Here is a 24,912-nt window from a genome sequence, read left to right as displayed (position 1 = left end):
GTAAAAAATGGAAAAGCTTACAATCCGTGATGTTGATCTCAAAGGTAAAAGAGTAATCATGCGTGTTGACTTCAACGTTCCAGTAAAAGACGGTGTTGTTACAGACGATACGAGAATTGTTGAAGCGATTCCAACAATTAAATACGTACTTGATCAAGGTGCAAAAGTAATCCTCCTTTCCCACCTTGGTAGACCTAAAGGTGGTCCAGATCCGAAATACACAGTCAAACCTGCTGCTGAAAGACTTGCTCAATTACTTGGTAAGGAAGTAAAATTTGTTCCAGCATTGTATGGAGAAGAAGTCGAGAAGGCTGTATCAGAATTAAAAGAAGGCGAAGTTCTTATGCTTGAAAACACAAGATTTGATCCAGGGGAAGAAAAAAATGATCTTGAACTTGCCAAAAAATGGGCAGCACTCGCGGATATTCACGTGAACGATGCATTCGGTACTGCTCACAGAGCACATTCAAGTAATGTTGGTATTGCTCAATATATACCAAGTGTAGCAGGCTTTTTGATGGAAAAGGAAATCAAGTTTCTTGCAAAAGCGACCCTTAACCCCGATAAACCTTATGTTGTTGTACTCGGCGGAGCAAAGGTTTCTGATAAGATTGGAGTTATAACTAACTTACTCAACAAGGCAGATAGAATAATCATCGGTGGAGCTATGATGTTTACGTTCTGGAAAGCCCTTGGGAAGCAAACAGGAAATTCTCTTGTTGAAGAAGACAAAATAGAGCTGGCAAGACAGCTCTTAGAACAAGCAAAAGAAAAAGGAGTGGAACTAGTTATACCAACGGACGCTGTTTGCGCACAAAAGATGGAAGCAGGTGTTGAGAAAAAGGTCTTTACTTGTGAAGAGGGAATACCAGAAGGTTGGGCTGGTTACGACATAGGTCCTGCAAGTACAGAACTTATTAAATCAAAACTTGCTGACGCTAAGACTGTTGTTTGGAATGGACCACTTGGAGTTTTCGAAATTGAGGATTTCGCTGTGGGAACAAAGGCAGTTGCTGAATTCATCGGTTCATTAACGGATAAAGGTGTTACAACGGTTGTTGGTGGTGGAGACAGTGCAGCAGCAGTAAGTCAATTTGGGCTTGAAAAGAAGTTCAGTCATGTTTCAACAGGTGGTGGAGCTTCTCTTGAATTCCTTGAAGGAAAAGAACTACCCGGTATTGCATCGATAGCAGATAAAAAAAAATAATTGGTAGGAGATACATCTTAGCTGGAAATTGGAAGATGAACAAAACACCATATGAGTCTCAGCAATTTGCAAATATCTTAGTAAACGCACTTGCAGGTATTGGAACTTTTGATATATACATTGCTCCAACATTTACTGCGCTTGATAGAGTTAGGGAAGTAATTAATTCAAGTAACGTAAAACTTGCGGCACAAAATATGTACTACGAAGATAGTGGAGCATACACTGGAGAGATATCTGCTAAGATGCTTAAAGAATTGAATGTATCGGCTGTTATAATTGGACACAGTGAAAGAAGAAAGATATTCGGTGAAACGGATGAGTTGATTAATAAAAAGATAAAAAAGGCAATCTCCGAAGGTTTGACACCGATATTTTGTATAGGAGAAACATTAGAAGAAAGGCAAAAAGGTTTAACTTTCTGTGTTATTGAAAAACAGGTCAAGGAAGGTCTTTATGGGCTAAAAAAGGAAGATGCACTCAAAGTTGTTATTGCATACGAACCTGTGTGGGCAATTGGAACAGGAGTTGTAGCAACACCACAACAAGCACAAGAAGCACATGAATTTGTAAGAAAGTTGCTTGCTCAGATCTACGATACTCAAACTGCTGAAAACATCACAATACTCTATGGAGGTAGTGTAACACCAGAAAATTGGTTTGGATTGTTTGTGAAAAAAGACATCGACGGCGCACTTGTAGGTGGGGCAAGTTTGAAAGAAAGTTTTATCGAATTGGCAATGATTATGAAAAGAGTAATACAATAAGGATCAAAAAGCCCTGGTATTCGCCGGGGCTTTTTAGCTTTTTATTTGAGAATGTAATCTGTAAACTCTTTTTCTTTTCTCTCATTCCAAGTAAACTCGTCAATGTGTTCTTCAATGTTCTCTATCAATGCATGATAATTGGCATATGCTTCTAAGATTCTGTGAACAGAATCTTGAACATCCGAAGGTTTTATGATAACCCCAACTTTACATCTTTCAACAATCTTTCTCATCGAAACAAAATCATATCGAACTACAACAGGTGTTCTTGCCGCCAAAGAATCGTAAAATTTATGAGGAAGTGAGTACAAGTCGTTTCTATAATCATTTGTCCCAATCGTTGAGTACGAAACTAAGGAAAAAGTGGCTCTTGATAATTCTTTTATCATCTCCTTATATGGTAGAAACTTAGTTGCTTTGTGAGGTAAATCTTCAAAAAGCTTATCATCCATACCTATAACGTGAAAAGAAAAACCATTATCTTTCAGCTTTGTAAGTATACTTTTTTCTTCCTGTAGTTTCCTTGCAACTTTTCCGACAAATACAATTTCTTTACTCTCAATCTTAGCTTTTAGATCAATTTGCAAGTCTATTCTCTCGGCATAATTTGGTATGACAAGAAAATCTTTGGTTATACCCAAGTCTTCTGGGATCTCCTTGCTAACAAAGATTAATTTATCAGCCAGCTGCATCTGCTCTTTAAAGATATTAACCATAAGCTGTTCCTTTACCTTCCCAAAAAATCCTCCAAGGTTACTCAAAAAATTTTGTGGATGATACTCGTGAACATCAAACACAACTTTTTTTCCACGCGATTTTGCCCATTTGAAAGGTAACAAAGGTTTACTCGGCAAAAAATGATGTAGATAAAGTATATCGAAATTTGTTGAAAAAATAAGCTTAATTATTTGATCATCTAACTTTCGTCTTTGGAAAAACTTCTTAACCTGACTTATTCCAGTTTGTTCTTTCCACCTTATAGGATAGTAGAAAACGTTATCAATTTCACTCGGTTTTTCATAATCTTCCGTAATATATTGATACACTACCTTTGTGTACTTTGAAAGTGCTTGGACAGTTCTAAAAACCCTCTTGTCATATTTTGAGTGCATATAACCAACGATTAATACTGTTTTCATAACCTTTTTACTCCTTTGCTATTGATTATCTTTTTAACATTCTTTATAATGTACAACACCTCTATCTTGTAAATCATTACCAAAACAGATATAATGACCAGATTGAAACAAAATAACAATAGGCTTTTGGAGAGGAAAGTATTGATAATTGCCGATAAATAAAGCAAGACTATTCCAAAGAAAACTTTGAGCTTATCGTAAAGAACATAAAAGAGTTTTTGTGAAACAGTGAACTCAACTAAGAATATGAGAAAATACGAAACACCGGAGGCGATAGCAGCACCTCTTGCTCCAAGAACTGGAATCAGTAATATATTTAATATAACATTTGAAACTGCACCGAATGTATCACTTACTATAAACCAATATGTTTTATTTTTAAAATCTATTCCTCTTGCCACAACAATTGCCATAGACATAATAGCTGGGTATGTCAATAAAAAAGGTGATATGCTTGCAGCGTTACGGTACTGCTTTGCAAATAGCAAAAAAATCACATCTTTGAACGACATTAACAACACAGACAACGATACTACCAAGAATGATACATAATTAAATATCCTTGAAATCCTCTCTCTGATACCTTCTCCTTCCTTTTCGTATTTTTCATACACATAGGGATACCACATAGTATTAAAACCGGATGTAAAAATTCCCATTGCAGCCACCAATTTGTTCGCTGCAGCATAGAGTCCAAGTTGTGAGAAATCTTTATAAAATCTTATCATTATCTTGTCTGTTCCAGAGACAATCCACCAAACAATAGCAGTGAATAAAAAGGGATATCCGTACATAAACACTTTCTTTGTAATTTCTAAATCTATCTTTATTTTTTTAAGTAAATCCTTAAGCAGAAATATACCTACTACAGAAACTGTGATGTAAGAGATCAATTGAGAGATAACAAGTGCATAAAAACTCTTGTTGATAAACAGAGAATAAATTATCGCTACTGCCAAATTTACGATCTGCGTCAAAATACTCAAAAAAGAGTACAAAACTCCTTTCTGCTGAACTCTAAGAAGGGTTAAAGTATATTGCTGAATTATACTGAATAAAAGTGAAAATAACATAGCTAAAACAAAAGTAACCGGATAACCGGTTTGAAAAACGCTACCAATTTTTTCCTTCAAAGCAAACAATACCGGAGTAACGACGAGAATCCCAAAAAATGGTATTAGAATTGAGCTGTAAAAAAGTGTGCTCTTTTCATCATATTTGTAATAGAAACGCATCAACGAATTCAAAGTGCCACACTGTACGATGAGTGAGACAAGAGAATAAATTGTATAAAATAGTGAAGCTTTTCCAAATTCCCCTGGTGGTATCAAATAAGAGGTAATCGGTGTTGAGAAAAAGCTGATAACCAAACTAACCCAAGTACCAACGGAAAAAGCAAGGTAATTCTTAAACACCCCATTTTTCATAGCTTCACTCCGTATCTTAGCCCGCTCTTATATCGAAGTTTATGTTTAAAAACCTTCTTATTGAGTTAAGCTTCCGTTCAAACCTTTTATCCACACACACTGTAAATTTGCCGTGAGTAGCTTTCTCAATCAAATTTTCGTATAACTTAAACTTTTCCCTTAGCTTAGTAAAAAACAACCGGGCATCTTTTCCTAAGAGAATTGGTATTGACTTGACCTCCTCAGGATCTAAATTTACCAACTCATTGCTTTTGAATCTGTAAGAATTCAAAACTGCATTAAAGTAAGGATCCTGTTTCTTAATTGAGTATTTCTTTAATAGAGATTTGAGCAAGGCATATACTTGAAATTCTTTAAGTGATCTATTGGTAAAAGGCAGTTTATAAAGTTGCACAGGTAGCTTTTTTTGATATGGCAGAGGAATAACGTTGTAATAATTTGAAAGTGTTACTATTGTCCTTGCAACACCGTTGAAAATCTCTAATTTACCAATTTCACTGTGGACATAGTTCTCAGAATGTACCCTGTATTTATACCAAGGCTCAGGATTATACTTTAAATTCAATATCTTTAGTTGATTCTTGTTTTTGTAAAACCAATAAGGCATGTTCCAAATCACATAATTTGTTAAAACGCTTTTATAAAAAGCAAATCGGGTTACAAAAAAGTGGTCCCCTATAAAATTCGACCCCTTAAGAAGTAGCAGTTTTAACGTATCTTGTGTTTTTAATCTTTTTGGTACTTCCAGTAAACCCTTCTCATTCCCTGTTTCGTCAATTTTCACGTAATCTCCATAGCAGCCATCAAGGTTATTCGACAGTATGAAATCTACATTCTTCACAAACGAGTTCTTGTTTACAATCAAATCATCTGAATGAAAAAGACAAACAAAATCTCCTGTTAGGTACCTAGAAGCAGTAAACAGTGCATTTAGTTGCCCTTTGTTTTCTTGTTTAACGTATATTATTTTCCTACTTTTAAACCTCTTGATTACTTCATCTGTGTTGTCAGTTGAACCATCGTTAACTACCACAACCTCAACATCGATACCTTCTTGAACCAATACACTTTCTATAGCTTCTCCAAGATATTTCTCATCGTTGTACGTTGGCATAAGAACAGATACTTTCATTTCTTATTCACCCTTTGATATATCTCATAAACTTTCTTTGCATGCTCAATGTAAGAATGGTTTTTTACAACGTAATTTCTTGCATTTCTTCGAAGAGTTTCCAAACTAGCATAATTTTCTTTAACAAATATTATTGACTCAATTATTGACTTAGGACTTGCCTGCTCAATCAAAAGACCATTTTCAGAGTGTTTTACAACTTCTTTCATTCCACCTATGCTACTACAAATTGTTACCTTTCCACAAGCCATACCTTCAAGCATACTCAAAGACGTCGCCTCTTCAACACCGTCAGAAGATACACTCGGTATCAATACTACATCGCTTGCCTTGTAATATTCATGTATAGTTTCATTAGGTATACTATCTAATATTAGTTTATTTTTATTATTTTCAAGCAGCTTCTCAAGTTCTTTTTTTAGATGTCCCCCTCCAGCAAAGACGAAGAAGAAATCATGACTTTTAATTTTGCTAAAGGCCTCCGCAGCATATAAAACTCCATTTTTCTTAACGTATCTTCTTGGAACAAGTACAATAAACGCATCTACTGGAATTTTCAATTTTTGTCGAAGTTTTATCTTTTCTTGCTCATCTACAGGTGTAAACAGGTCTGTGTCTATAGCGTTGTACAAGACGGTCACGTTTTCAGCTGAATAATTTAACTCATCAATTACGTAAGACTTTATACGGCTATCAACAACAATTATGTGTTTTGCCTTTCGCATTGCACTTTTTTCTACATCAGCCAAGAAATCGTGTACCTCTTTTTTTACCTTTTGAGAATACTTATCCCCCATGTAATTTACAGCCTCTTTTGCAAGATATCCATGCAAAGTGAGAATGATATTTTCATGGTTAACACCTTGCACTGCTATCACATCATGGCAGTGCACCAAATCAAACATGGAAAGCTGTAAATTTGAAAAAAATCTTAGCAACCTGTTTGTATTAGCTATTACCCTTTTTTTCTTGGAAAAAATTGATAAAGGATCGGTTTTCAGTAACTTCTTGAAAAAATCAAATTTCGATAGTATAACTTCTGGATAGAAAGTTTCAACACTCACGCCAATGTGCCTTAAACCTCTCTCCAACAAATCTTGATGTATGTGCTTACCTCCACGACGTACAATTTTAGAATTGTCCGAAGACACCATTGCTACTCTCATGTTTGAATTCCTCCAAAGTTGATGATATAATAAAATTTATAAAAACAATAGACTGATTTCTTAGACAGTCGCAGAGGTGATCTCGTGAAAATCTTGATACTTACAAACTTTTTTCCTTATAAAAACAATCCTGTAAGAGGTATCTTTGTTTCGAAAAGAATCGAACAATATAAGAATTTTAACTTAGAATTCAAAGTTCTAGGAATATCTTACAAAGAAACAAAACTGTTAAGATTTACAAAAGAGCTTTTAAAAATTCCTTTGTTGGAACCATTAGAATATTTTGACAATTTAAAATATGAATATATAACCGTTAAAAGAGGAATCATATCTGTTATCTTTCATAGATTGAATAATATCGATTTAATGGTAAATCAGTGTAAGAAAATAGCTGATCTTTTACTTTTTGAAACACACAATTTAATCCATGCGCATGGTATGTCTTTGCCTATTCCGGCTGGTCTCGTGGCGCGCGAGTTATCAAAAAAATTGAATGTTCCCTACCTAATTACACTTCACGGCAGTGAAGTGAATTACCAAATGAAACGTGAAAAAGTGAAAAAACTATACATTTCTGTTCTTGAAGAAGCCTCAAAAGTTATTTTCGTGAGCAACCGTCTCCTTGAAACAGCAAAGTCTTACGGATATTCAGGTAAAAATTCGGTCATTATTCCTAACGGCTTTGACTCAGACATTTTTTTTCCAAGAAACAAAGATGAAGTGAGGCAAGAATTAAATATATTTATTCCAAAAACTAAATACGTCGGTTACGTGGGCGGATTGAAATATGTCAAACGTGCTGACAAGCTCCCTGAAATATTTTACCAGATTGCGACAAAAATACCAGAGACAAAATTCATAATTGTCGGAGATGGTGAACTTCGAAAGCTTGTTCAAAAGAAAATTTCTAAACTTGGTTTAAATGTTTTATTTACCGGTAGAATACCTCAAACGGAAGTTGCAAAATATATGAGCGCAATGGATGTGATGATACTTCCAAGCAGAAATGAAGGATTTGGTACAGTATGTCTTGAAGCTCAAGCGTGCGGAACTTGTGTTATAGGTAGCAGTAACGGCGGTATTCCAGAAGCAATAGGATTTGATGAATTTGTAGTAATCGATGGCAAAAATTTCGAAAAGCGCTTTGCCGAAAAAGTTGTAGAAGTCTTGCTTCATGAATATGATAGTAATTTGTTTGTTAATAGAGCAAAGTTCTATAATTGGGAAAACTTAATCAGGAAAGAAATACAAATATATCGAGATGTAACTCAAGATACTTGAATTTTTCTTGTAGCTATGGTATAATCCATAGCGGTTTAGTTAGTTTGCTTCTCAGGCGTTGTGGAGAGGTGGCCGAGTGGTCTAAGGCACACGCCTGGAGAGCGTGCGGTGGCCACAAACCACCCGTGGGTTCAAATCCCACCCTCTCCGCCAGAAAAATTATTCATAGCCGGGACATACGTCCCGGTTTTTCGATTATTAAAATAAGGAGAGATATTTATGAGTTTGAATCCAAAGGAAATAGTTGAAAAAGTTACTGCGATTGCTAAACCGATAGTTTCTTCGCTGGGACTTGAATTGTTTGATGTAAAGTATAAATCGCAAAGTGGCAAATGGATATTAACCATATTTATAGACAAACCAAACGATTATGTGAGCACAAAAGATTGTGAACTTGTCTCGTACAGTATTGAAAAGGAACTTGACTCACAAGACATAATACCTGGAAGATACTATCTTGAAGTTTCTTCACCTGGCTTGGATAGACCTCTTAGAAGTATAAAAGATTTTGAACGATTCAAAGGAAAACTTGCAAAGGTTAAAGCAAAGAAAACATACAAAGGTTACATAAAGGATGTGGATACTAAAACAGGTGAGATTATATTGGAAGTTGATGAACAGTTGGTGGCTATAAACTTTTCTGATATAAAGACTGCAAATTTGGAAATTGAATTTTAATTCTGCAGGGAGGGAAATTTATATATGAACAGTCCCATGTTACTTGAAGCACTTAGGGAATTAGAAAGAGAAAAGGGTATTTCGATTGATGAATCTATACAAATTTTAGAAAAGGCTTTGATGAGCGCTTACAAAAACAAGACAGGTGAGAGAAATGTGGAAATAGTTATAAACAAACTTTCTGGAGAAATAGAAGCATATCAACTTCTTGAGGTCGTAGATAAGGTAGAAAATGAAAACTTGCAAATATCACTCGATGAAGCTTTGAAGATAAAACCAGATGCTGTGATAGGCGATATTGTAAAAAGAAAAATGAATATAAAGAAATTAGGTAGATTTGCTGTTCAAGTGGCGAAACAAGTCTTAATCCAAAAGATAAGAGAAATAGAAAAAGAAAAGCAGTACGAGAGATATTCAGATCTTGTTGGAAGAGTTGTAACTGCTGAGGTATTGAAAGTTACACCAGAATGGCTTGATATTAGAATCGGTAAGCTTGAGACACATCTTCCCAAAAAGGAATGGATTCCTGGCGAAGAATTCGAACAATCAGACCTGATAAAGGTGTATGTACGAGAAGTCAAAAAGGACAAAAAGGGTCCAAAGATAATCGTTTCAAGAACAGATCCTGAGTTTATCATTGGTTTACTGAAATTGGAGGTACCAGAAATAGAGAACGGGCTTATTGAGATTGTTAAAGTTGTTAGAGAACCTGGTATCAGAACAAAGGTAGCAGTTTCGTCTCGTGATCCAAAGGTTGATCCAGTTGGTTCATGCATTGGACCTGAGGGCTCGAGAATATTACCAATTCTGCGCGAGTTAAAGGTCGAAAAAATAGACGTAATTAAATGGTCAAACGACCCGAAAGAGTTAATTGCCTATGCACTCCTTCCTGCAACAGTGATAGATGTGGAGATATTGGATTACGAGTCAAAGGCATCAAGGGTACTCGTTTCTCCAAATCAACTCTCGCTCGCAATAGGAAAATCAGGTCAAAATGCCAGACTCGCTGCAAAACTGACAGGTTGGAAGATTGATATTAAACCTGTTATGAACGTTTAGCATGAACAAATTATAAATTAGGGGAGAGGTAAAATGCACGTGGATAGTTTAAAAAAAGAACTAAAAAATAGAAAGTGGAGAATGACTCCTCAACGAGAGCAGGTACTAAAGGTTTTTATTGAAACAAACAGTGAACACCTTGGCGCGGAAGAGGTTTACAGGTATTTAATAAGTAAGAGAACTAATGTGAGCAAAGCGACTGTTTACAGGACCATAGACTTGCTTGTTGAACTTGGATTTTTGAGAAGACTCCAGTTTGATGAAGGAGTTTATCGCTATGAATTGGTCGACAAAGAAAGTAAACACTCTCATTTTATCTGCAACTCTTGTGGAAAGATATACGAGTTGAAAGGTGAACTTTCACCTGAAAATGTTATGAAGGAATACGTTAATTTATTAGTAGAATCTGGTTATGTTGTTGAAGAATTTGATTTGAAATTCAGAGGTACATGCCCTAAATGTTCTAAGAAAAAAAGTAAAAAACTTGGGAACTAAATTAGTAAGTTAAGAAAAATTCTACTTCATGTTTAAGAATTGTGCATTAGCTTTTTACTTTGATATTCTTGCATAATTGCCAAGTAGATTATAAACGTTATTGAAAAGGCAATTGAGACTATAATATGTTGTGGTATGAGTGGAAATTTCGAAAATGTGTTGGCTATTAATTTTACAAACTGTGCAAACGGTAGAATCGAGTAAAGCAAAAACATGCTTAAAATGTGCAGTTTCATAACGTAAAGTACATAAGCAATAGATAAACAAAACATGATTATTTGAACTGGTACTGAAACAAGAATTGTTGCTATTATTGAAAATACATTTGTAGAAGAAATCAGAGATACGTACGGCGCGCTACCGAGGAAACCCCCTATGTTGGCAAAGAAATTATTTGTGGCAGATAGTACACCTATTGTTGAGAAAAATGTCATATAAAAGGATAAAGAAAGTACAATTTCTGGATTAACCAGGACAAGAAAGAGTCCCACAAGTGAGACCGTGTTTATCGGTCTCACTTTGTAATCAAATATATTAAATATCGACGAAAGCATTAACATCCAAAGAGCTCTTTGTGACGGCAAATTCATTCCAGAGCCTATTACAAAGATCGTTGGGAAAATTAAGGAAAGTATTATCTTGATGATTTTTTGATAGGTGATAAGAGAAGCTAAATAGTAGCTGAACAAATAAAGCAAACTCACATGCATTCCAGAAACGCAAAATATATGGTACAAACCGCTCTTTACGAAATTTTCATCTCTTGTCTGGTTGCCAAATAGATTTTGATAGAATGGATCAACTTTGGCTATGAAGCTTCTAAATGATTCAAATGATTCATAAATTAAAGATGTCGGGGTGTAATTAGTAGCTGTTGCATAAAACGTAGTTTTTGCATAGTATTTTGGATATGAGTTTGTTTTTATAAGCTCTCCGATGAAGTAAACTATCGTACCAACCTTCTCTTTTTTGTAAAGTTTTACGTCAAACCACAAACGTCTCCATCTTATACCATCGTAAAATCTTAAAGAAGCTATAGAAGAATCGGCCTGCACATTTTTAATCGTGCCAACAAACTGAACATTTTTCATTTTTACTTCACTTACTATTGACAAGTTTGAAATTATGAAAAGCGCGATGAAAAGTGACAAGCGTGGCTTTTTGGTAAGTACAAGCACAAAAATAGGCAAGAAGATAAATAAAAGTGGGAACTTTACGTAAGTTCCCACTATCGCACCTAGTACAGCACTTCCAAAGTAAAAAAACGAAAGGTAATTTTTAAAACCCACCCTTGAGTACACCCCCGTACTATCCGCATCATCTATAAAGTATGGATAATTGCAAGTTTACAAAAATAAAACCATGCATTGCGATTTTATGCTCCGAACTTTTCTAACCTTCCAGAGTAAGCTAAGATAAGATTCATAACATCTGTTGCGTGTATAGTGCCAAGTGTCCCTCTTGCACATTCAAATTCGTTGAATGCCTTTGAAAGCCCTTTCCTTGTGTGCTTGGCACAGAACATGATCGGTATTGGATGGAATGAGTGAGATTTCATTGCACAAGGTGTTGAATGATCACCGGTCACAACAAGCACATCGGGATTAAGTGAAAGTATTTCAGGAATGACTTTATCAACGTTTTCAATTACGTGTACCTTTTCGTCAAATTTACCATCTTCACCGTACGAATCTGTTTTCTTTATGTGTACAAAGAAGAAATCATAATTGTTCCATTCCTTTTTCAGAGTTTCTATCTCGTCTTCTATTGTTTGACCAGTTGGTATTATTGTCATTCCAACTAACTTTGCAAGACCCTTATACATTGGATAAACCGCAATTGCACCTGCTTTTAATTTATAAACCTCAGGGAATTGTGGAAGTTGCGGATACTTTGAAAAACCCCTTACAAGTGCAAAATTCATCTTCGGTTGATCTACAAGAACCTCTTTTATTCTGTCAAGCAATTTGTTAATTACTCTGGCAGTCTTTTCTGCTTCCGGTTCAAGGGCTGTTGTGTATTTTATTGGTTTACCCTCTTTCTGTGGGTCTGCGTCCTCAATTTTATCGGACAAGCCTTCTGCTGTGAGTTTCAAAACAAACCTATGTTCTTTCCCTGGGTAAAATGTTATTCTAACATCTTCAATTTCCTTTATGTTGTTATTCAAAATTTCAACTACCTTTGCACTCTCTTCCGTTGTAGGTCTTCCAGCCCTTCTGTCCACTACAATCTCACCACTAATCGTTGCAAAATTACCTCTTGCAACAACATCAAGCTCACCAACCTCTATATCTTCACCAAGTGCTTCAAGAATTCCACGGCCTATTTGATATTTTATAGGATCATAACCAAATAAACCAAGATGTCCAGGCCCACTACCAGGAGTTATACCAGGTAAGACAGGTACAGTTTGACCAAGATCACTAAGCATTGCTACTTTGTCAAGGTTAGGGGTATTTGCTTTCATAAGTGGGGTAACCCCTTCTTCATTAGGAAGATCACCTATACCATCCATAACAAGTAAAACAATCTTACTGTTGTTTGGCGCAATTAACTCACGTACAAATTCTTGTTTATCAACGCTCACAGTCCATCCCTCCATTTAATTAATTTAGCCAATTAATTACAATCTTATCATCAAGTGAAGTTTTTCACCAATTAATTATACCATAAAGTTTCATATTTTCCACACGCCATTTTCTATTAAAAGTGTTTCTTTTCCATCTTTAACTCCGTAGACATTCATTTCGCTGTTTCCAATCATAAAATCAACATGGGTCAAACTCATGTTTATTCCAGATTTTTCAGTGTCTCCATCGAAATCTTCAACACATGTTGGATAAGCTCTTCCAAGTGCAAAGTGTGAGGCGGCATTTTCATCGTATAGTGTGTTATAGAATATTTTCTTCAGCTTATAGATAGGCGAGTTGATATCAACAAGTGCAACTTCTCCAAGATAGCTTGCACCTTCGTCGGTCTCGATTAATTCTTTAAGTACGTCCTTTCCTCTTTTGGCATCAAAGTTTATAACTTTTCCATTTTTAAATTCTAACCAAAATTCATCTATTACGTTTCCTTGGTAAACAAGAGGCATACTGCTGTAAACGACACCGTTGGTCCCATATTTAAATGGTGCAGTGAAGACTTCCTCAGTTGGGATATTTGGCAAAAATGGAATACCGTTGGCATCATGTTCTATTCCACTAAGCCAAATATGCTTTGGAGCCAATTCTACTAAAACGTTGGTCTTTGAACTTTCGTATCTTAAAGCATCAAAATGCATTTGATTCAAGTAATCTTTTCTCTTCTTCAAATTTTCAAGATGCTCAACTAACTTTTCATATCCATTTTCATCTATTCTTGCCATGTAAAGTATATCTTTCCAAAGCTGTTCAACGTCACAGGTCCCGTAAATTTTTTGTGCCCATTCTGGGTTTGGTACACCAGCCACACACCATCTATTCTTGTTCATCATTGTGCGTTCCATAACATCTTTGAAGGCAATTTGACGAGCCTTCACATTCATTCCAAGCCTATTTGATGGAACCTCGGAAAGTAAATCTGCGTAAGAACCTACAAGAGAAATCGAAGCTGCACCTTGATCAAGAAAGCTCATTGCCATATCTACTTCCCATTTGTAAACGTTTTTCAATACCTCTTCAGGGGCTTTTAACAATTTTTGTTTTGTAACATATGTATCATTCCAAACAACAAGCACTTCATCTGCACCAAGATCATAAGCTTGCTCTACAAAAAGACGAACGAAGTCTTTATGATCCACCGATGCACTAACTATTAATTTTTGACCATCTTGGAGATTAACTCCTATCTTTAGGATTGCCTGCGCATAGCTTTTTAAAAGTGTCGTATCAACCATAAGTTATCTCCTTTCCAATCTCCAAAGTGTTAGTCTACTTGTAATAGTGTTAAGATAAGACCTACAATCAAAGAAAAAAAACCTATGTCAGAGGCATACGGAGTAAGGGATATGAGAAAACCTATCAAGGAAAGTGTATAAAACTTTATTAAATTCCCAAACATTTTTCCAAGATTCTTCTCGAGAACAAACTTTGAATACTCCAAGCGACTTGCGCCAAGTGCAAGTATGAGTAATCTAAAACGTTTGTCAGATGAATAAACACTTACGAAAAGCTTATAAAGTTGGTACATTATAGAGAGTAAAGCAAGGAGTGTGAAGACGAACACAATGTTTTCTATGTAAAACCAAAGTAAAATTAGTCCTCCAATGGTCATAATTTCGTTGAACAGATAAAGAGGCTGGTATGTGAACCTTGCTCTTTTTGCAACTATTTCGTAAGCAATGAGCACAGAAAAAAGGCTCCCGACCAGCGTACTGATCAGGGAACCAAATACTATATGTTGAAATATCTCGGCCATTACTTACGCTTTTCCTCCGACTGAGAATTCTTATCTTTAAATAGTTCTGCCATTGCGCCAACAGAAGCAAGTACAGAAGAGGTTTCGAGTGGTAAGAATATCTTCGTAGCTTGACCATTTGCAACTTCTCTTAGTGTTTCAAGATACTTTATAGCAATTAAATCATTTGTTGGATTCCCTTCGTGAATAGCTTTGAAAACATTGGTAATAGCAAGTGCCTGACCTTCTGCTTCGGCAATGAGTTTGTATTTATTAGCTTCAGCCACTCTCTTTATAGCTTCTGCTTCACCCTCAGCTTTTAATATTGCTGCTTGCTTTTCACCTTCAGCTTTTAAGATTTCTGACTGTCTAATACCTTCTGCTTCAAGAATGGCCGCACGTTTAGTTCTTTCAGCTTTCATTTGTTTACTCATGGCTTCCATAATATCTTTTGGTGGATCTATCTTTTTGATTTCAACTCTTGTTATCCTTATTCCCCATTTGTCCGTTGCCTCATCGAGTACCGTTCTCAGCTTTGCGTTTATACTCTCTCTCGAAGTGAGAGTCTGGTCAAGTTCAAGTTCGCCTATCACATTTCTCAAGTTTGTTTGAGCAAGTTTGATTGTCGCAAATTCGAAATTGTTGACATTATAGACAGATTTAAAAGCATCTGTAACTTCGTAGTATATAACTGCATCAACTACAACTACAACGTTATCTTTTGTTATAACTTCTTGTGGTGGAACATCTATAACATGTTCTCTCATGTCAACTTTTATCATCTTATCAAAGAAAGGGACAATGAAATGTAAACCAGCTCTCACTTCTTTTTTAAACTTACCAAGTCTCTCGATAAGACCTCTTTCATACGGTCTTACTATCCTAATACCGGTAGCAGCGATTATTAATAACAAAAAGGCAAGTGCAAGTAAAACTACGTACATAAATCTCCCTCCCATTAACTAAATTTGAGAAACTATTCAATTTTTGGTTTCCTCAACTTGCTTTTCGATTTTCGGTTTTACAACAACATGGGCACCTTCCACTTTTTCGATTACAACAAATTCTCCCTGTTCGAACGTTACCTTGTCATCAAAAGAGACCGCACGCCACATATCTCCACCAACTTTGACTACACCTTTACTTAATTTGTTATCTATTTTTTCTATTACAACAGCTTCTTTTCCAACAATTTCATCCACGTTTATACTCCTGATTTCTTCACCAGAAATCTTCTTCGCAAGTTTGCGGGTTGAAAGAACCAAAATGCCGGATACTATTACAAATGTAAGAAGTTCAAAGAGAGTATTTTCGTAAAAATACGCCACAACTGCCGCAGCAAGGCTACCAAGTCCAAACCAGAATATGAAAAATGTGGGAGTAAATATTTCTATTACCATTAATATAACCCCGAATATTATCCAAAAAGCAACAGGTGTGAACATTACATACCCCCCTTTGTAATTTAATTTATCGTGTTTCAATTATTTCACAATTCAATTTTTTGTATTGTCTTCATAAATTCGATAAACTTTTCTGCAAGTTCTGGATCAAAATATGTCCCTTCCATTCTACGAATTTCCTCCAAAGCCTGTTTTGGTGTTTTTAGTTCAGAATCCCAATCAGCTGATACAAAGTTGGTTACTTCATCGTAGTAATCTATAATAGCGATTATTCGTGCACACAATGGAATTTCTTCACCTTTTAAACCATCCGGAAATCCTCTTCCATCCCAGCGTTCATGATGATGTCGCACAGTTGGTATGTATTTCCACAAATTTTCGTTAATTGAAAGATAGATTGTTCCCATTACTGGATGATCTTCATAATGTGTCTCGATCGTTCGTAAACGCGTGGGAGAATACAGCATTAACTGTTCAATGGCTATTTTACCAACATCATGTAATATACCATGATGCATCATCTCGTTTGCCTTTTCCTCACTCCAACCCAAATATCTGGCGAATTCCTCAGATAACTTCGCTACGCGTTGCGAATGAGAAAAACCATCTTTGTCCTCAACTTCCGTTAAAACAATTATGTTCGCAAACAGAGAACGTAAAAGTTCTTCTATTTGTTTGTTAGGTGGATTGATTAACCCAGCCTTTTTGGCAAAATACTGTAATATCAATCCATAGTCACCTTCTTCATCGATGAATTCTGCTATTTTTTTCCCCTCTTTTTTAATTATGATCTTATCGCCTTCCTTATATATACAAGTATCTTTTTTCTCGAATCCGCACTCAGGTTCCTTACCAAACGCCTCTTTGAACAATTTTATAAATGATTCAGTTAACAAGATATCACCACCTTTTGTAAGATAACCGATAATTTTTTATAATCTAGTGATTTTAAACTATCGAAATTTCGTTCGCTCTTTTTGCAATTTCATCTTTTATTCTTTCGACAAAGTTTTCAAGATTTACATCATGTACATCTTTTCCTTGCCTTGTTCTAAGAGTAATGCTGTTGTTTTCTTTTTCCTTATCACCCAATATAATCATATAAGGAACTTTTTTCAGTTGGTTTTCTCGTATCCTGTAACCAAGAGTTTCATTTCGATCGTCAATTTCAACACGTATTTCATTCTGACTAAGTACATTTGCCACTTGCTGTGCATAGTCAATATGCTTTTCGGAAACTGGTAGTACAACGCATTGTACAGGAGCAAGCCAGGTTGGGAAAGCACCTGCATAATGTTCGATAAGTATACCAAAAAATCTTTCAATCGAACCATAGAGCGCCCTATGTATCATAACAGGTCTCTTCTCACTACCATCTGAAGTTTTGTAAGTTAGTTCAAATCTTTCTGGCATTTGAAAATCCATTTGGATAGTTGCACATTGCCACTCTCTTCCTATAACATCTTTCACATGAAAATCAATTTTCGGGCCATAAAATGCCCCTTCTCCTTCAGCTACTTCGTAAGGTACGTTCATATTTTCTAAGGCATTTTTTAATCCTTCGGTTGCCCTTTCCCACGTTGCCTCATCTCCCATATGATCTTCAGGCATTGTGCTAAGAGTTGCTCTGTAAGAAAATCCAAATATCCCGTATAGTTCGTTTATGAATCTTACTACATTTGTAACTTCATCAACTATTTGATCCTCTCTACAGAATATATGCGCATCATCTTGGGTGAATGTTCTAACTCTCAACAATCCGTGTAAAACTCCACCACGTTCATACCTGTGTACTCTACCAAATTCGAACAACCTTATTGGCAAGTCTTTATAAGAAACAGGTTTATTTTTGTAAATCAGTATGTGCCCTGGACAGTTCATAGGTTTAACAGCATAGATAACTTCTTCTTTTTCTGTAAAATACATGTTATTTTTGTAATGATCCCAGTGACCACTCTGTCGCCAGAGTTTTTCATGCATTATCAAGGGAGTACCAACCTCTACGTAACCATATTTTTTGTGGAGGATCCTCGACAAATTCATTAATTCTTTAAGCACAGTCATACCGTACGGAAGAAATATAGGCATGCCAGCTGCTACATCTGTATTTATAAAGAATAATTCAAGTTGTGGACCAAGTTTTCTATGGTCTCTTTTCTTTGCTTCTTCAAGCATTTTTAAATATTCATCAAGTTCTTCCTTTTTGGAAAATGCTGTACCATAAATACGTTGAAGCATGGGATTTTTTTCATTACCACGCCAATATGCACCTGATACGGAAAGTAATTTGAAATGCTTTATCTTACCCGTACTTGGCAAATGCGGACCTCTACAAAGGTCAATAAATTCACCCTGTTTATAGAAACTCACCTTTTCATCAGGAATCTCTCTGATTAGCTCGATCTTGTAAATTTGTCCCTTTTCTTCCATAAGTCTTATTGCGTCATCTTTTGTGAGTTCAAATCTTTCGATTTTTATATCTTCTTTTATTATTTTCTTCATTTCTTCCTCAATCTTTGGGAGATCTTCTTCTGTTATTTTTCCATTTGCGATATCGAAATCGTAATAAAATCCATTCTCTATAGTCGGTCCTATACCAAGCTTTACATTTTCCTGACCGTAAATTCTCATCACTGCTTGTGCCATGATGTGAGACATTGTGTGTCTATATATATCCTTTGCTTGTGGATCATCAATTTTTATTATTTTCAACTCACAATCAAAATCAACGGGCTTTTCTAAATCCCATAGCTGTCCATTTACCATTGCACCAACTGCGTTTCTCCACAAACCTTCGGAAATTTCCTTAGCAATTTGAGCAGGTGTTACAGCTTCAGAGTATTCTTTAATGCTTCCATCCGGCAATTTGATCTTCATAATTGTCAAGCACCTCCAAGATCTAATTTTCTGTAAACGTAGGCAAAGAGTAAACAATCAACAACAAATCCATAGACAAAGGAAAGCGGGACATTTAAATAATAAGGCAAAACAAAGATAAGAGACTGCAGCAAAGATGCACTCCAAGAATAATAAAATGCATCTCTATACAATTCTATCATAATTACCGAAAAAGTTATAATAAACCACAAAAAGTTTAACTCCTGATATGAAAAGCTTTGGTACAACAATGAAAAAAGAAATATCCTGGCAATCTTCCATTGTAACTTTTCGTTGTACACTGATTCCAAAAGAAAATATAAAGGTGTAAGTGTGAAATACTCTCTGAACACGTTGTCCAAAAGCAACGATGAAAAGGCACTTATCCAAACAATAAAACCCACATATTTCACCTCAAATATTACAATCCTATATCTTTCGCTATTTCTTTCATAGCCTCTAGTGACAAAGAATAAAATTCCTCAAGCGAAAGTCCTATATTTTCACATGACATCATTTGTTGCCTATTTGCGCCCTTCGCAAATCCCTTTTCTTTAAACCTATTTTTGAGAAATTCCACATCAATAAACTCAAGTTTCTTTTCAGGTCTTATGAGCGCTGCCGCTACAATAAAACCACTTGTTGGATCAACTGCATAAAGCGCTTTTTCCATCAAGGTTTCCGGTATTTTTTTCTCGCAATGTGCTAAAATAGCATTCTTGATATCCTCTGTTACCAGATCTCCAAGTATTTCGACAGTCTTGTAACCGTGTTCTTCGGGCTTATCTTTTGTGTAATCATAATCGAGATCATGTAACAATCCAGTAAGCCCCCATGTTTCCTCGTCTTCTCCAAAATGTTTTGCAAGTCTTCTCATAATTGCCTCGCAGGCAAGGCAATGGTTTACGAGATTTTTGTTTGAGACATGTTTTTTCAAAAGCTCGAGTGCTTCTTCTCGTTTCAAATTTACCACCTCCATACATATAAATTTTAAACGTTCATTATTTAGTTTTTAATATTTTACCATGAAATCATTAATAATGCAAAAAGTACGTAGCTAACCTTATGAACAAGCGAATTTAAGTTAATGGATCTTGGTTATGGTATAATAGTTTTAGAACTTTGGTAATATCGGTAAGACAAGATTGCTGAACAATAGAGTGAGGAGGTATATTGTAAGTGTTAGTAGACCTACATACACACACTACAAGCTCGGATGGTACGTTAACTCCAGAATCACTTGTAAGAAAAGCAAAGCTGATAGGTCTTGAAGTATTGGCTATAACAGATCACGATACTATTAGTGCCTTTTACGAACTTGGTAATATATTTGAAGATGATCTTGGTATAAAACTTTTGCGTGGGGTTGAGATAAGTGTCGAATACCCAACAGACTCACTGCATATAATTGGTTACAATTTCAAAGATATAGATGCTATTGGCAAGGTTTTGAATGAGCTTTTGGAATACAGAAACAAAAGGAACGAAATTATAATCCAGAAAATGAACGAAATGGGTTTCAGCGCAACTTTAGAAGAAATAAAACAAATAGCCAAAGGAGAGGCTATAGGTCGACCTCACTTTGCTCGTTTAATGGCAAACAAAGGGTATGTCAGAAGTATAGACGAAGCATTTGAAAAATACCTAAGAGATGGTGGTTTATTGTTTGTTGAAAAAAGAAGATTAAAACCAAAAGAAGCAATAGACTTGATTAAAAATGCCGGTGGAATAGCTATTTTAGCACACCCATTTGAGATATTAAGGGCAAAAAATACAAATGAAGATGATCTCAGCTACATTGAAAGACTTATCTTGAAGCTCGTAGATTACGGACTTGATGGCATCGAAGTTTTTTATTCAACACACACGCCTTCCCAAACTAACGATTTATTAAAAATTGCAAGAAAATACGATTTAATGATAACTGCTGGTAGCGATTTTCATGGCGATAACAGGCCTTCAGTGAAGCTTGGAATGGATATACCTTATAAACTATTGAGCAAGTTCCTGTGTGCTGTAAGCTGAAAACGTGGATCGTCAGCTAATTTTATAATAGCTGAGGTTAAGGTGATTGTTCATGGATAACCAAGAGCTCAGAGAATATAGATTACAAAGAGAAAAAAACAGGGAAGACTTTATTGATGGAGTCCTCCGAGAGCTTGACGAAGAACAAAAAGAAGCCGTCATAAAATCGCATGGAAAATGCGTAGTCATCGCTGGTCCTGGAAGTGGCAAAACAAAGGTGATAACTTACAAAATTGCGTATTTATTACTTAATAATATCAAACCCTCTGAAATTATGCTTGTAACGTTCACAAGGGCTGCTGCACGCGAAATGATAGAAAGAGCACAGCGGGTAACTAAGAGAGATTTGTCAGAAATGATGGCTGGAACCTTTCATCATGTGTGTAACTTATTGTTGAGAAAGTATGGAAGTGCTATAGGTTTAAAGCCTAATTTTACTATTTTAGATGAAAGCGATAGTAAAGATTTGATGAAAATATCAAGAAATAGATACGTAACATCAAAACAGATGAACAAAGCATTACCAACACACAACGAACTTTATTCAATTTATTCTTACTCAAACAATACGATGCTTACCCCTTACGAAACTGTTGTTAGAAAAGCCAAAAGGTGGATACAAGTTATAGACGTAATAGAAAAGATATTCCAAGAATACGAACTCGAAAAAGAAAAGCAAAATGTTGTAGATTACGATGATTTGTTAGTCAAAACATTACGGATGTTGGAAAACAATCCCCAAATAAGAGAACATATCTCATCGAAGTTTAAGTGGATACTGGTCGATGAATTTCAAGATACAAACATACTTCAATTAAAAATTGTTGAATATCTATCGGAAGTTCATGGAAATTTGTTTGTCGTTGCTGATGATGCACAAAGTATATATTCCTTTAGAGGGGCACGGTTTGAAAATGTTAGAGAAATCATGAAAGATGCAAATATTTTCAAATTGCAGACAAACTATAGAAGCACAGACAAGATAGTAGAATTAGTAAACCACATGATACCAAAAAACTCAGTTCCAAAAAAATTAAAGGCTGTCCGAACAAGCCCTCAAAAACCTGTTGTAGTGAATACTTATGATCATTTCGATGAGGCATCTTTTGTTGGGCAAAGAATAATCGAATTGATAAACGAAGGCTTTGGATACGAAGATATCGGTATTTTATACAGAGCACATTCTCACTCGCTTGAGTTGCAAGTAGAGCTCTCGAAAAGAAACATTCCATTCAGAATACTATCTGGGATAAGGTTTACAGAAACAGCCCACGTTAAAGATGTGATTGCTTTTCTAAAGATAATACTAAACCCTTATGATACAATTTCATGGACACGTATATTAAAGTTACTCGAAAATGTGGGTGATGCAACGGCCGAAAAAATAATTGCTCACATTATTGGAGAACATGCTGAAAAAACACCGATAGATATTTTCTTAGAAACTAAAATAAGAAGTTCAAACATCGACGAACTCAAAAAAGTGATGATGGATTCAATTAATAGACCTCCACAAGTACAAATAGAAAATTTCTACAAAGGGTTTTACGCAAATGTAATCGAAAGAGAGTATATTGATTTTAGAGATAGAGAGGAAGATATAGAAAGACTTATCGAAATGGCAGGGTTTTACGATTCTACAGAGGATTTTCTAAATGAGATACTCATCTCCGAAGATGTAAAAGGTGCTAATGAGGTGGAAACAGAAGGGAAAGTAACCCTGACGACTGTTCATCAAGCAAAAGGACTGGAATGGAAGATTGTGTTTGTAATAGGTGTCAATCCGGGTGATTTTCCACATTTCTTGGCCGCAAAAGATAATTGTTTAGATGAAGAGGAAAGACTTTTTTACGTTGCCATTACAAGGGCAAAGGACATATTGTACATAACACATTCTGTACTTTCAAGAAACAATTACAATTCATACAATCTTTACACAACAAAATCTTTAGAGAGAGATTTTGTTGAAGAAATCCCACCCCATCTTGTTGAATTTTGGAGGGTCAGATAATTTGGATAGCCAGTGACGTTAAATGGTATATAGGTACCAGTGGTTTTTCTTTTGATGATTGGGTAGGAACCGTTTACCCGGAATACATAAGAAAAACAGAAATGTTTACTTACTACTGGCAACATTATGGTTTCAACAGTGTTGAACTTAATTTTACATTTTATCAAATACCCACGCAAAAAGTTATATTAAACTTACTGAGAAGAGCACCTGCTGGCTTCAAATTCGCTGTGAAATTACACAATTCCATAACTCACGGAGGAAGTGCCGAGAATATTGAAAGTTTTTTGAAAGCCTGCAATATTTTAATCGAAGAGGAAAAGATGATAGGTTATCTTGCACAGTTTCCATATAACTTCAGAAAAAACGAAGAAAGTCTGAATTATGTTAGAAAAATCATACGAATTCTTGGACCGGCAAATATTTTTCTTGAATTCAGACACAAAAGTTGGGTAAACTGCCCTGAGCTTACGCAATGTCACAATAATGTTTATTTAGTAATACCTGATCTTCCCAAAATAATCGGATTGTTTCCATTGATAAAAGCCAAGAGCGAAACTGTTTATCTCAGGTTACACGGTAGAAATCCAAATTGGTTTACTTCAGACGAAAAAACACGTTACAATTACAATTATACTGAGAAAGAACTAAAAGATATAATTGAAACAGTACTTCCTGAAAAAATACAAAATGCATATGTGTTTTTTAACAACTGTTACAGAGGACAAGCGCTCAAGAATGCCTTGATGTTTAGAGATATCGTGGGGGGCGAAAAAATTGGAATTTTCTAACAGCAGGAATGAACGTAGTGAAGAGAATCAAGGTCAAAATACTTGGAAGGATGAAAGTTTGTTTATTAAGGCTCTATCAAAAGGCGACGAGGAAGCTTATAGGTACCTGTACAAGACTTACGCACCAAAGATAGGTGCACTTGTTAAAAGTTATCTCGGAACTGATGATATAGATGATGTTATTCAGGAAGTATTTTTGAGAATTTACAAAAATATCAAAAAATTCAGAGGGGAGTCTAAATTATCAACCTGGATTTATCGTATAACAGTTAATGTTTGTAACAATGTTTATAAAAAACTAAAAAGCAAAGGAATAATTATGGATATTACTGAATCAAACGAGAGCGATGAATACACGTATCAATTTCCGACAGAAGAAGACGTGAAGAAGAATGTGGCAGATGAAATTTTATATGAAAAGCTGAGAAAAACTTTAGATACACTAAATCCTGAAGACAGAGCACTTTTGTTTATGAAAGAAATAGACGGTTTAACCTATGAAGAAATAGGAAACATACTTAAAAAGCCGGAAGGTACAGTCAAAAGCAGATTACATTACATAAAGGAAAAGATAAGAAAAGCACTTGAGGAGGTTACGAGAGATGAATGAGGAGAAAGATAAAAGGTTTTCACAAATTCTTAAAACTGTCTCCGTAAGTTTTAGCTATAAACCAGGCCCTTTGATGGAAGAAAAGATAGTAAAGTGCATTAGAAAGCAAAAGCGCTTGGTAATTTTTTATAGATTGAGTGTTGTAGTCTTTATATTGCTCATTGCAGTGTTCTTAGGCCCGCACCAAGCCATAGTAAAAGAATTTGGTAAAGTTTTCTCGCTTTCCGAAAATTTTGAGAATCAGCTTGTCCAAAATGAAAATAAAACAAGCTTTAATTTGAAAACAAACATCCCAGCAAAAACATTTGACCTGAGTTTCAGTGAGAAGAACATCGAAAGTGATGAAAATGCTGCATTTAACGAGGAAGTTGATAAAGTATTTAAAATTATAAGATACGTCTCAATAGCAAATGACAATGGTTGGTAGTATTTATTATAATTACCAAGTTAAAAAGATCATCAAAAAA

Annotated in this window: 25 protein-coding genes and 1 tRNA gene; 12 read left to right on the top strand and 14 right to left on the bottom strand. The window is 35.4% G+C overall.

Annotated features, from left to right (window positions below):
- Positions 1 to 7: 7 nt before the first annotated feature.
- The gene (gene pgk / locus N2Z58_06005) at positions 8 to 1,207 is read left to right on the top strand and encodes a phosphoglycerate kinase (protein MCX7654210.1); all 1,200 of its coding nucleotides are present in this window, start codon (positions 8 to 10) and stop codon (positions 1,205 to 1,207) included.
- A gap of 35 nt (positions 1,208 to 1,242) precedes the next feature.
- Complete coding sequence (gene tpiA / locus N2Z58_06000; protein ID MCX7654209.1) at positions 1,243 to 1,974, top strand: triose-phosphate isomerase; 732 nt, start codon at positions 1,243 to 1,245, stop codon at positions 1,972 to 1,974.
- Between the two features lie 41 nt (positions 1,975 to 2,015).
- On the opposite strand, the gene N2Z58_05995 is transcribed toward tpiA, so the two are convergent.
- The 4 genes from N2Z58_05995 to N2Z58_05980 are packed head-to-tail and all read right to left on the bottom strand — an operon-like array spanning position 2,016 to position 6,838.
- Complete coding sequence (locus N2Z58_05995; protein ID MCX7654208.1) at positions 2,016 to 3,113, bottom strand: glycosyl transferase family 1; 1,098 nt, start codon at positions 3,111 to 3,113, stop codon at positions 2,016 to 2,018.
- Positions 3,110 to 4,540 (bottom strand): oligosaccharide flippase family protein, encoded by a 1,431-nt coding sequence (locus N2Z58_05990; protein ID MCX7654207.1) that lies wholly within the window; start codon positions 4,538 to 4,540, stop codon positions 3,110 to 3,112. The genes N2Z58_05995 and N2Z58_05990 overlap by 4 nt, the downstream gene beginning before the upstream one ends.
- Positions 4,541 to 4,556: 16 nt before the next feature.
- Entirely contained in the window at positions 4,557 to 5,672 is a 1,116-nt protein-coding gene (locus tag N2Z58_05985; GenBank protein MCX7654206.1) for a glycosyltransferase, read from the bottom strand.
- The gene (locus N2Z58_05980; protein ID MCX7654205.1) at positions 5,669 to 6,838 is read right to left on the bottom strand and encodes a glycosyltransferase family 4 protein; all 1,170 of its coding nucleotides are present in this window, start codon (positions 6,836 to 6,838) and stop codon (positions 5,669 to 5,671) included. Before N2Z58_05980 ends, N2Z58_05985 begins: the two co-directional genes overlap by 4 nt.
- Before the next feature lie 84 nt (positions 6,839 to 6,922).
- Here N2Z58_05980 and N2Z58_05975 point away from each other — a divergent pair, with 84 nt between their 5' ends.
- From N2Z58_05975 to N2Z58_05955, 5 genes are all read left to right on the top strand, one after another.
- The gene (locus tag N2Z58_05975) at positions 6,923 to 8,119 is read left to right on the top strand and encodes a glycosyltransferase (protein ID MCX7654204.1); all 1,197 of its coding nucleotides are present in this window, start codon (positions 6,923 to 6,925) and stop codon (positions 8,117 to 8,119) included.
- Positions 8,120 to 8,181: 62 nt separating this feature from the next.
- Positions 8,182 to 8,272: transfer RNA gene (locus tag N2Z58_05970), tRNA-Ser, on the top strand.
- Between the two features lie 72 nt (positions 8,273 to 8,344).
- Positions 8,345 to 8,797, top strand: coding sequence for a ribosome maturation factor RimP (locus N2Z58_05965; GenBank protein ID MCX7654203.1), 453 nt, complete (start codon positions 8,345 to 8,347; stop codon positions 8,795 to 8,797).
- Between the two features lie 24 nt (positions 8,798 to 8,821).
- On the top strand, positions 8,822 to 9,856 hold the full coding sequence (nusA, locus tag N2Z58_05960; GenBank protein MCX7654202.1) for a transcription termination factor NusA: 1,035 nt from the start codon (positions 8,822 to 8,824) through the stop codon (positions 9,854 to 9,856).
- Between the two features lie 33 nt (positions 9,857 to 9,889).
- The gene (locus tag N2Z58_05955) at positions 9,890 to 10,351 is read left to right on the top strand and encodes a transcriptional repressor (protein MCX7654201.1); all 462 of its coding nucleotides are present in this window, start codon (positions 9,890 to 9,892) and stop codon (positions 10,349 to 10,351) included.
- A 32-nt stretch (positions 10,352 to 10,383) separates the two neighbouring features.
- Here the strand turns inward: N2Z58_05955 and N2Z58_05950 are convergent, their stop codons facing one another.
- The 10 genes from N2Z58_05950 to N2Z58_05905 form a co-directional block, all read right to left on the bottom strand.
- The gene (locus N2Z58_05950; protein ID MCX7654200.1) at positions 10,384 to 11,640 is read right to left on the bottom strand and encodes a ComEC/Rec2 family competence protein; all 1,257 of its coding nucleotides are present in this window, start codon (positions 11,638 to 11,640) and stop codon (positions 10,384 to 10,386) included.
- Between the two features lie 86 nt (positions 11,641 to 11,726).
- Positions 11,727 to 12,953 carry a 2,3-bisphosphoglycerate-independent phosphoglycerate mutase gene (locus N2Z58_05945; protein ID MCX7654199.1) on the bottom strand — a complete coding sequence of 409 codons (1,227 nt, stop codon included), beginning with the start codon at positions 12,951 to 12,953 and terminating at the stop codon, positions 11,727 to 11,729.
- Positions 12,954 to 13,028: 75 nt separating this feature from the next.
- On the bottom strand, positions 13,029 to 14,228 hold the full coding sequence (locus N2Z58_05940) for an aminopeptidase (protein MCX7654198.1): 1,200 nt from the start codon (positions 14,226 to 14,228) through the stop codon (positions 13,029 to 13,031).
- 29 nt (positions 14,229 to 14,257) lie between these two features.
- Entirely contained in the window at positions 14,258 to 14,749 is a 492-nt protein-coding gene (locus N2Z58_05935; GenBank protein MCX7654197.1) for a hypothetical protein, read from the bottom strand.
- Positions 14,749 to 15,672 (bottom strand): SPFH/Band 7/PHB domain protein, encoded by a 924-nt coding sequence (locus tag N2Z58_05930; GenBank protein ID MCX7654196.1) that lies wholly within the window; start codon positions 15,670 to 15,672, stop codon positions 14,749 to 14,751. The genes N2Z58_05935 and N2Z58_05930 overlap by 1 nt, the downstream gene beginning before the upstream one ends.
- Positions 15,673 to 15,708: 36 nt before the next feature.
- Positions 15,709 to 16,173: an NfeD family protein gene (locus N2Z58_05925; protein MCX7654195.1), complete on the bottom strand. Its 465-nt coding sequence runs from the start codon at positions 16,171 to 16,173 to the stop codon at positions 15,709 to 15,711.
- 44 nt (positions 16,174 to 16,217) lie between these two features.
- Positions 16,218 to 17,027 carry an HD domain-containing protein gene (locus N2Z58_05920; GenBank protein MCX7654194.1) on the bottom strand — a complete coding sequence of 270 codons (810 nt, stop codon included), beginning with the start codon at positions 17,025 to 17,027 and terminating at the stop codon, positions 16,218 to 16,220.
- Between the two features lie 52 nt (positions 17,028 to 17,079).
- Positions 17,080 to 19,008, bottom strand: coding sequence for a threonine--tRNA ligase (thrS, locus tag N2Z58_05915; GenBank protein ID MCX7654193.1), 1,929 nt, complete (start codon positions 19,006 to 19,008; stop codon positions 17,080 to 17,082).
- Positions 19,009 to 19,013: 5 nt separating this feature from the next.
- Positions 19,014 to 19,412 (bottom strand): hypothetical protein, encoded by a 399-nt coding sequence (locus N2Z58_05910; GenBank protein ID MCX7654192.1) that lies wholly within the window; start codon positions 19,410 to 19,412, stop codon positions 19,014 to 19,016.
- A gap of 17 nt (positions 19,413 to 19,429) precedes the next feature.
- Positions 19,430 to 19,987 carry an HD domain-containing protein gene (locus N2Z58_05905; GenBank protein MCX7654191.1) on the bottom strand — a complete coding sequence of 186 codons (558 nt, stop codon included), beginning with the start codon at positions 19,985 to 19,987 and terminating at the stop codon, positions 19,430 to 19,432.
- A 200-nt stretch (positions 19,988 to 20,187) separates the two neighbouring features.
- On the opposite strand from N2Z58_05905, the gene N2Z58_05900 reads away from it, so the two are divergent.
- Genes N2Z58_05900 through N2Z58_05880 form a run of 5 tightly spaced genes read left to right on the top strand, consistent with a single transcriptional unit; the run spans position 20,188 to position 24,872 of the window.
- Positions 20,188 to 21,033: a PHP domain-containing protein gene (locus N2Z58_05900; GenBank protein ID MCX7654190.1), complete on the top strand. Its 846-nt coding sequence runs from the start codon at positions 20,188 to 20,190 to the stop codon at positions 21,031 to 21,033.
- Between the two features lie 52 nt (positions 21,034 to 21,085).
- Complete coding sequence (locus N2Z58_05895; GenBank protein ID MCX7654189.1) at positions 21,086 to 23,044, top strand: ATP-dependent helicase; 1,959 nt, start codon at positions 21,086 to 21,088, stop codon at positions 23,042 to 23,044.
- Positions 23,029 to 23,835 carry a DUF72 domain-containing protein gene (locus N2Z58_05890; GenBank protein MCX7654188.1) on the top strand — a complete coding sequence of 269 codons (807 nt, stop codon included), beginning with the start codon at positions 23,029 to 23,031 and terminating at the stop codon, positions 23,833 to 23,835. Before N2Z58_05895 ends, N2Z58_05890 begins: the two co-directional genes overlap by 16 nt.
- Entirely contained in the window at positions 23,822 to 24,445 is a 624-nt protein-coding gene (locus N2Z58_05885; protein ID MCX7654187.1) for an RNA polymerase sigma factor, read from the top strand. Before N2Z58_05890 ends, N2Z58_05885 begins: the two co-directional genes overlap by 14 nt.
- Positions 24,438 to 24,872 (top strand): hypothetical protein, encoded by a 435-nt coding sequence (locus tag N2Z58_05880; protein MCX7654186.1) that lies wholly within the window; start codon positions 24,438 to 24,440, stop codon positions 24,870 to 24,872. The genes N2Z58_05885 and N2Z58_05880 overlap by 8 nt, the downstream gene beginning before the upstream one ends.
- Positions 24,873 to 24,912 lie beyond the last annotated feature (40 nt).

The organism is Fervidobacterium sp., assembly GCA_026419195.1.
Classification (GTDB): Bacteria; Thermotogota; Thermotogae; order Thermotogales; family Fervidobacteriaceae; genus Fervidobacterium.
This window is presented reverse-complemented; position numbering and strand designations above follow the sequence as displayed.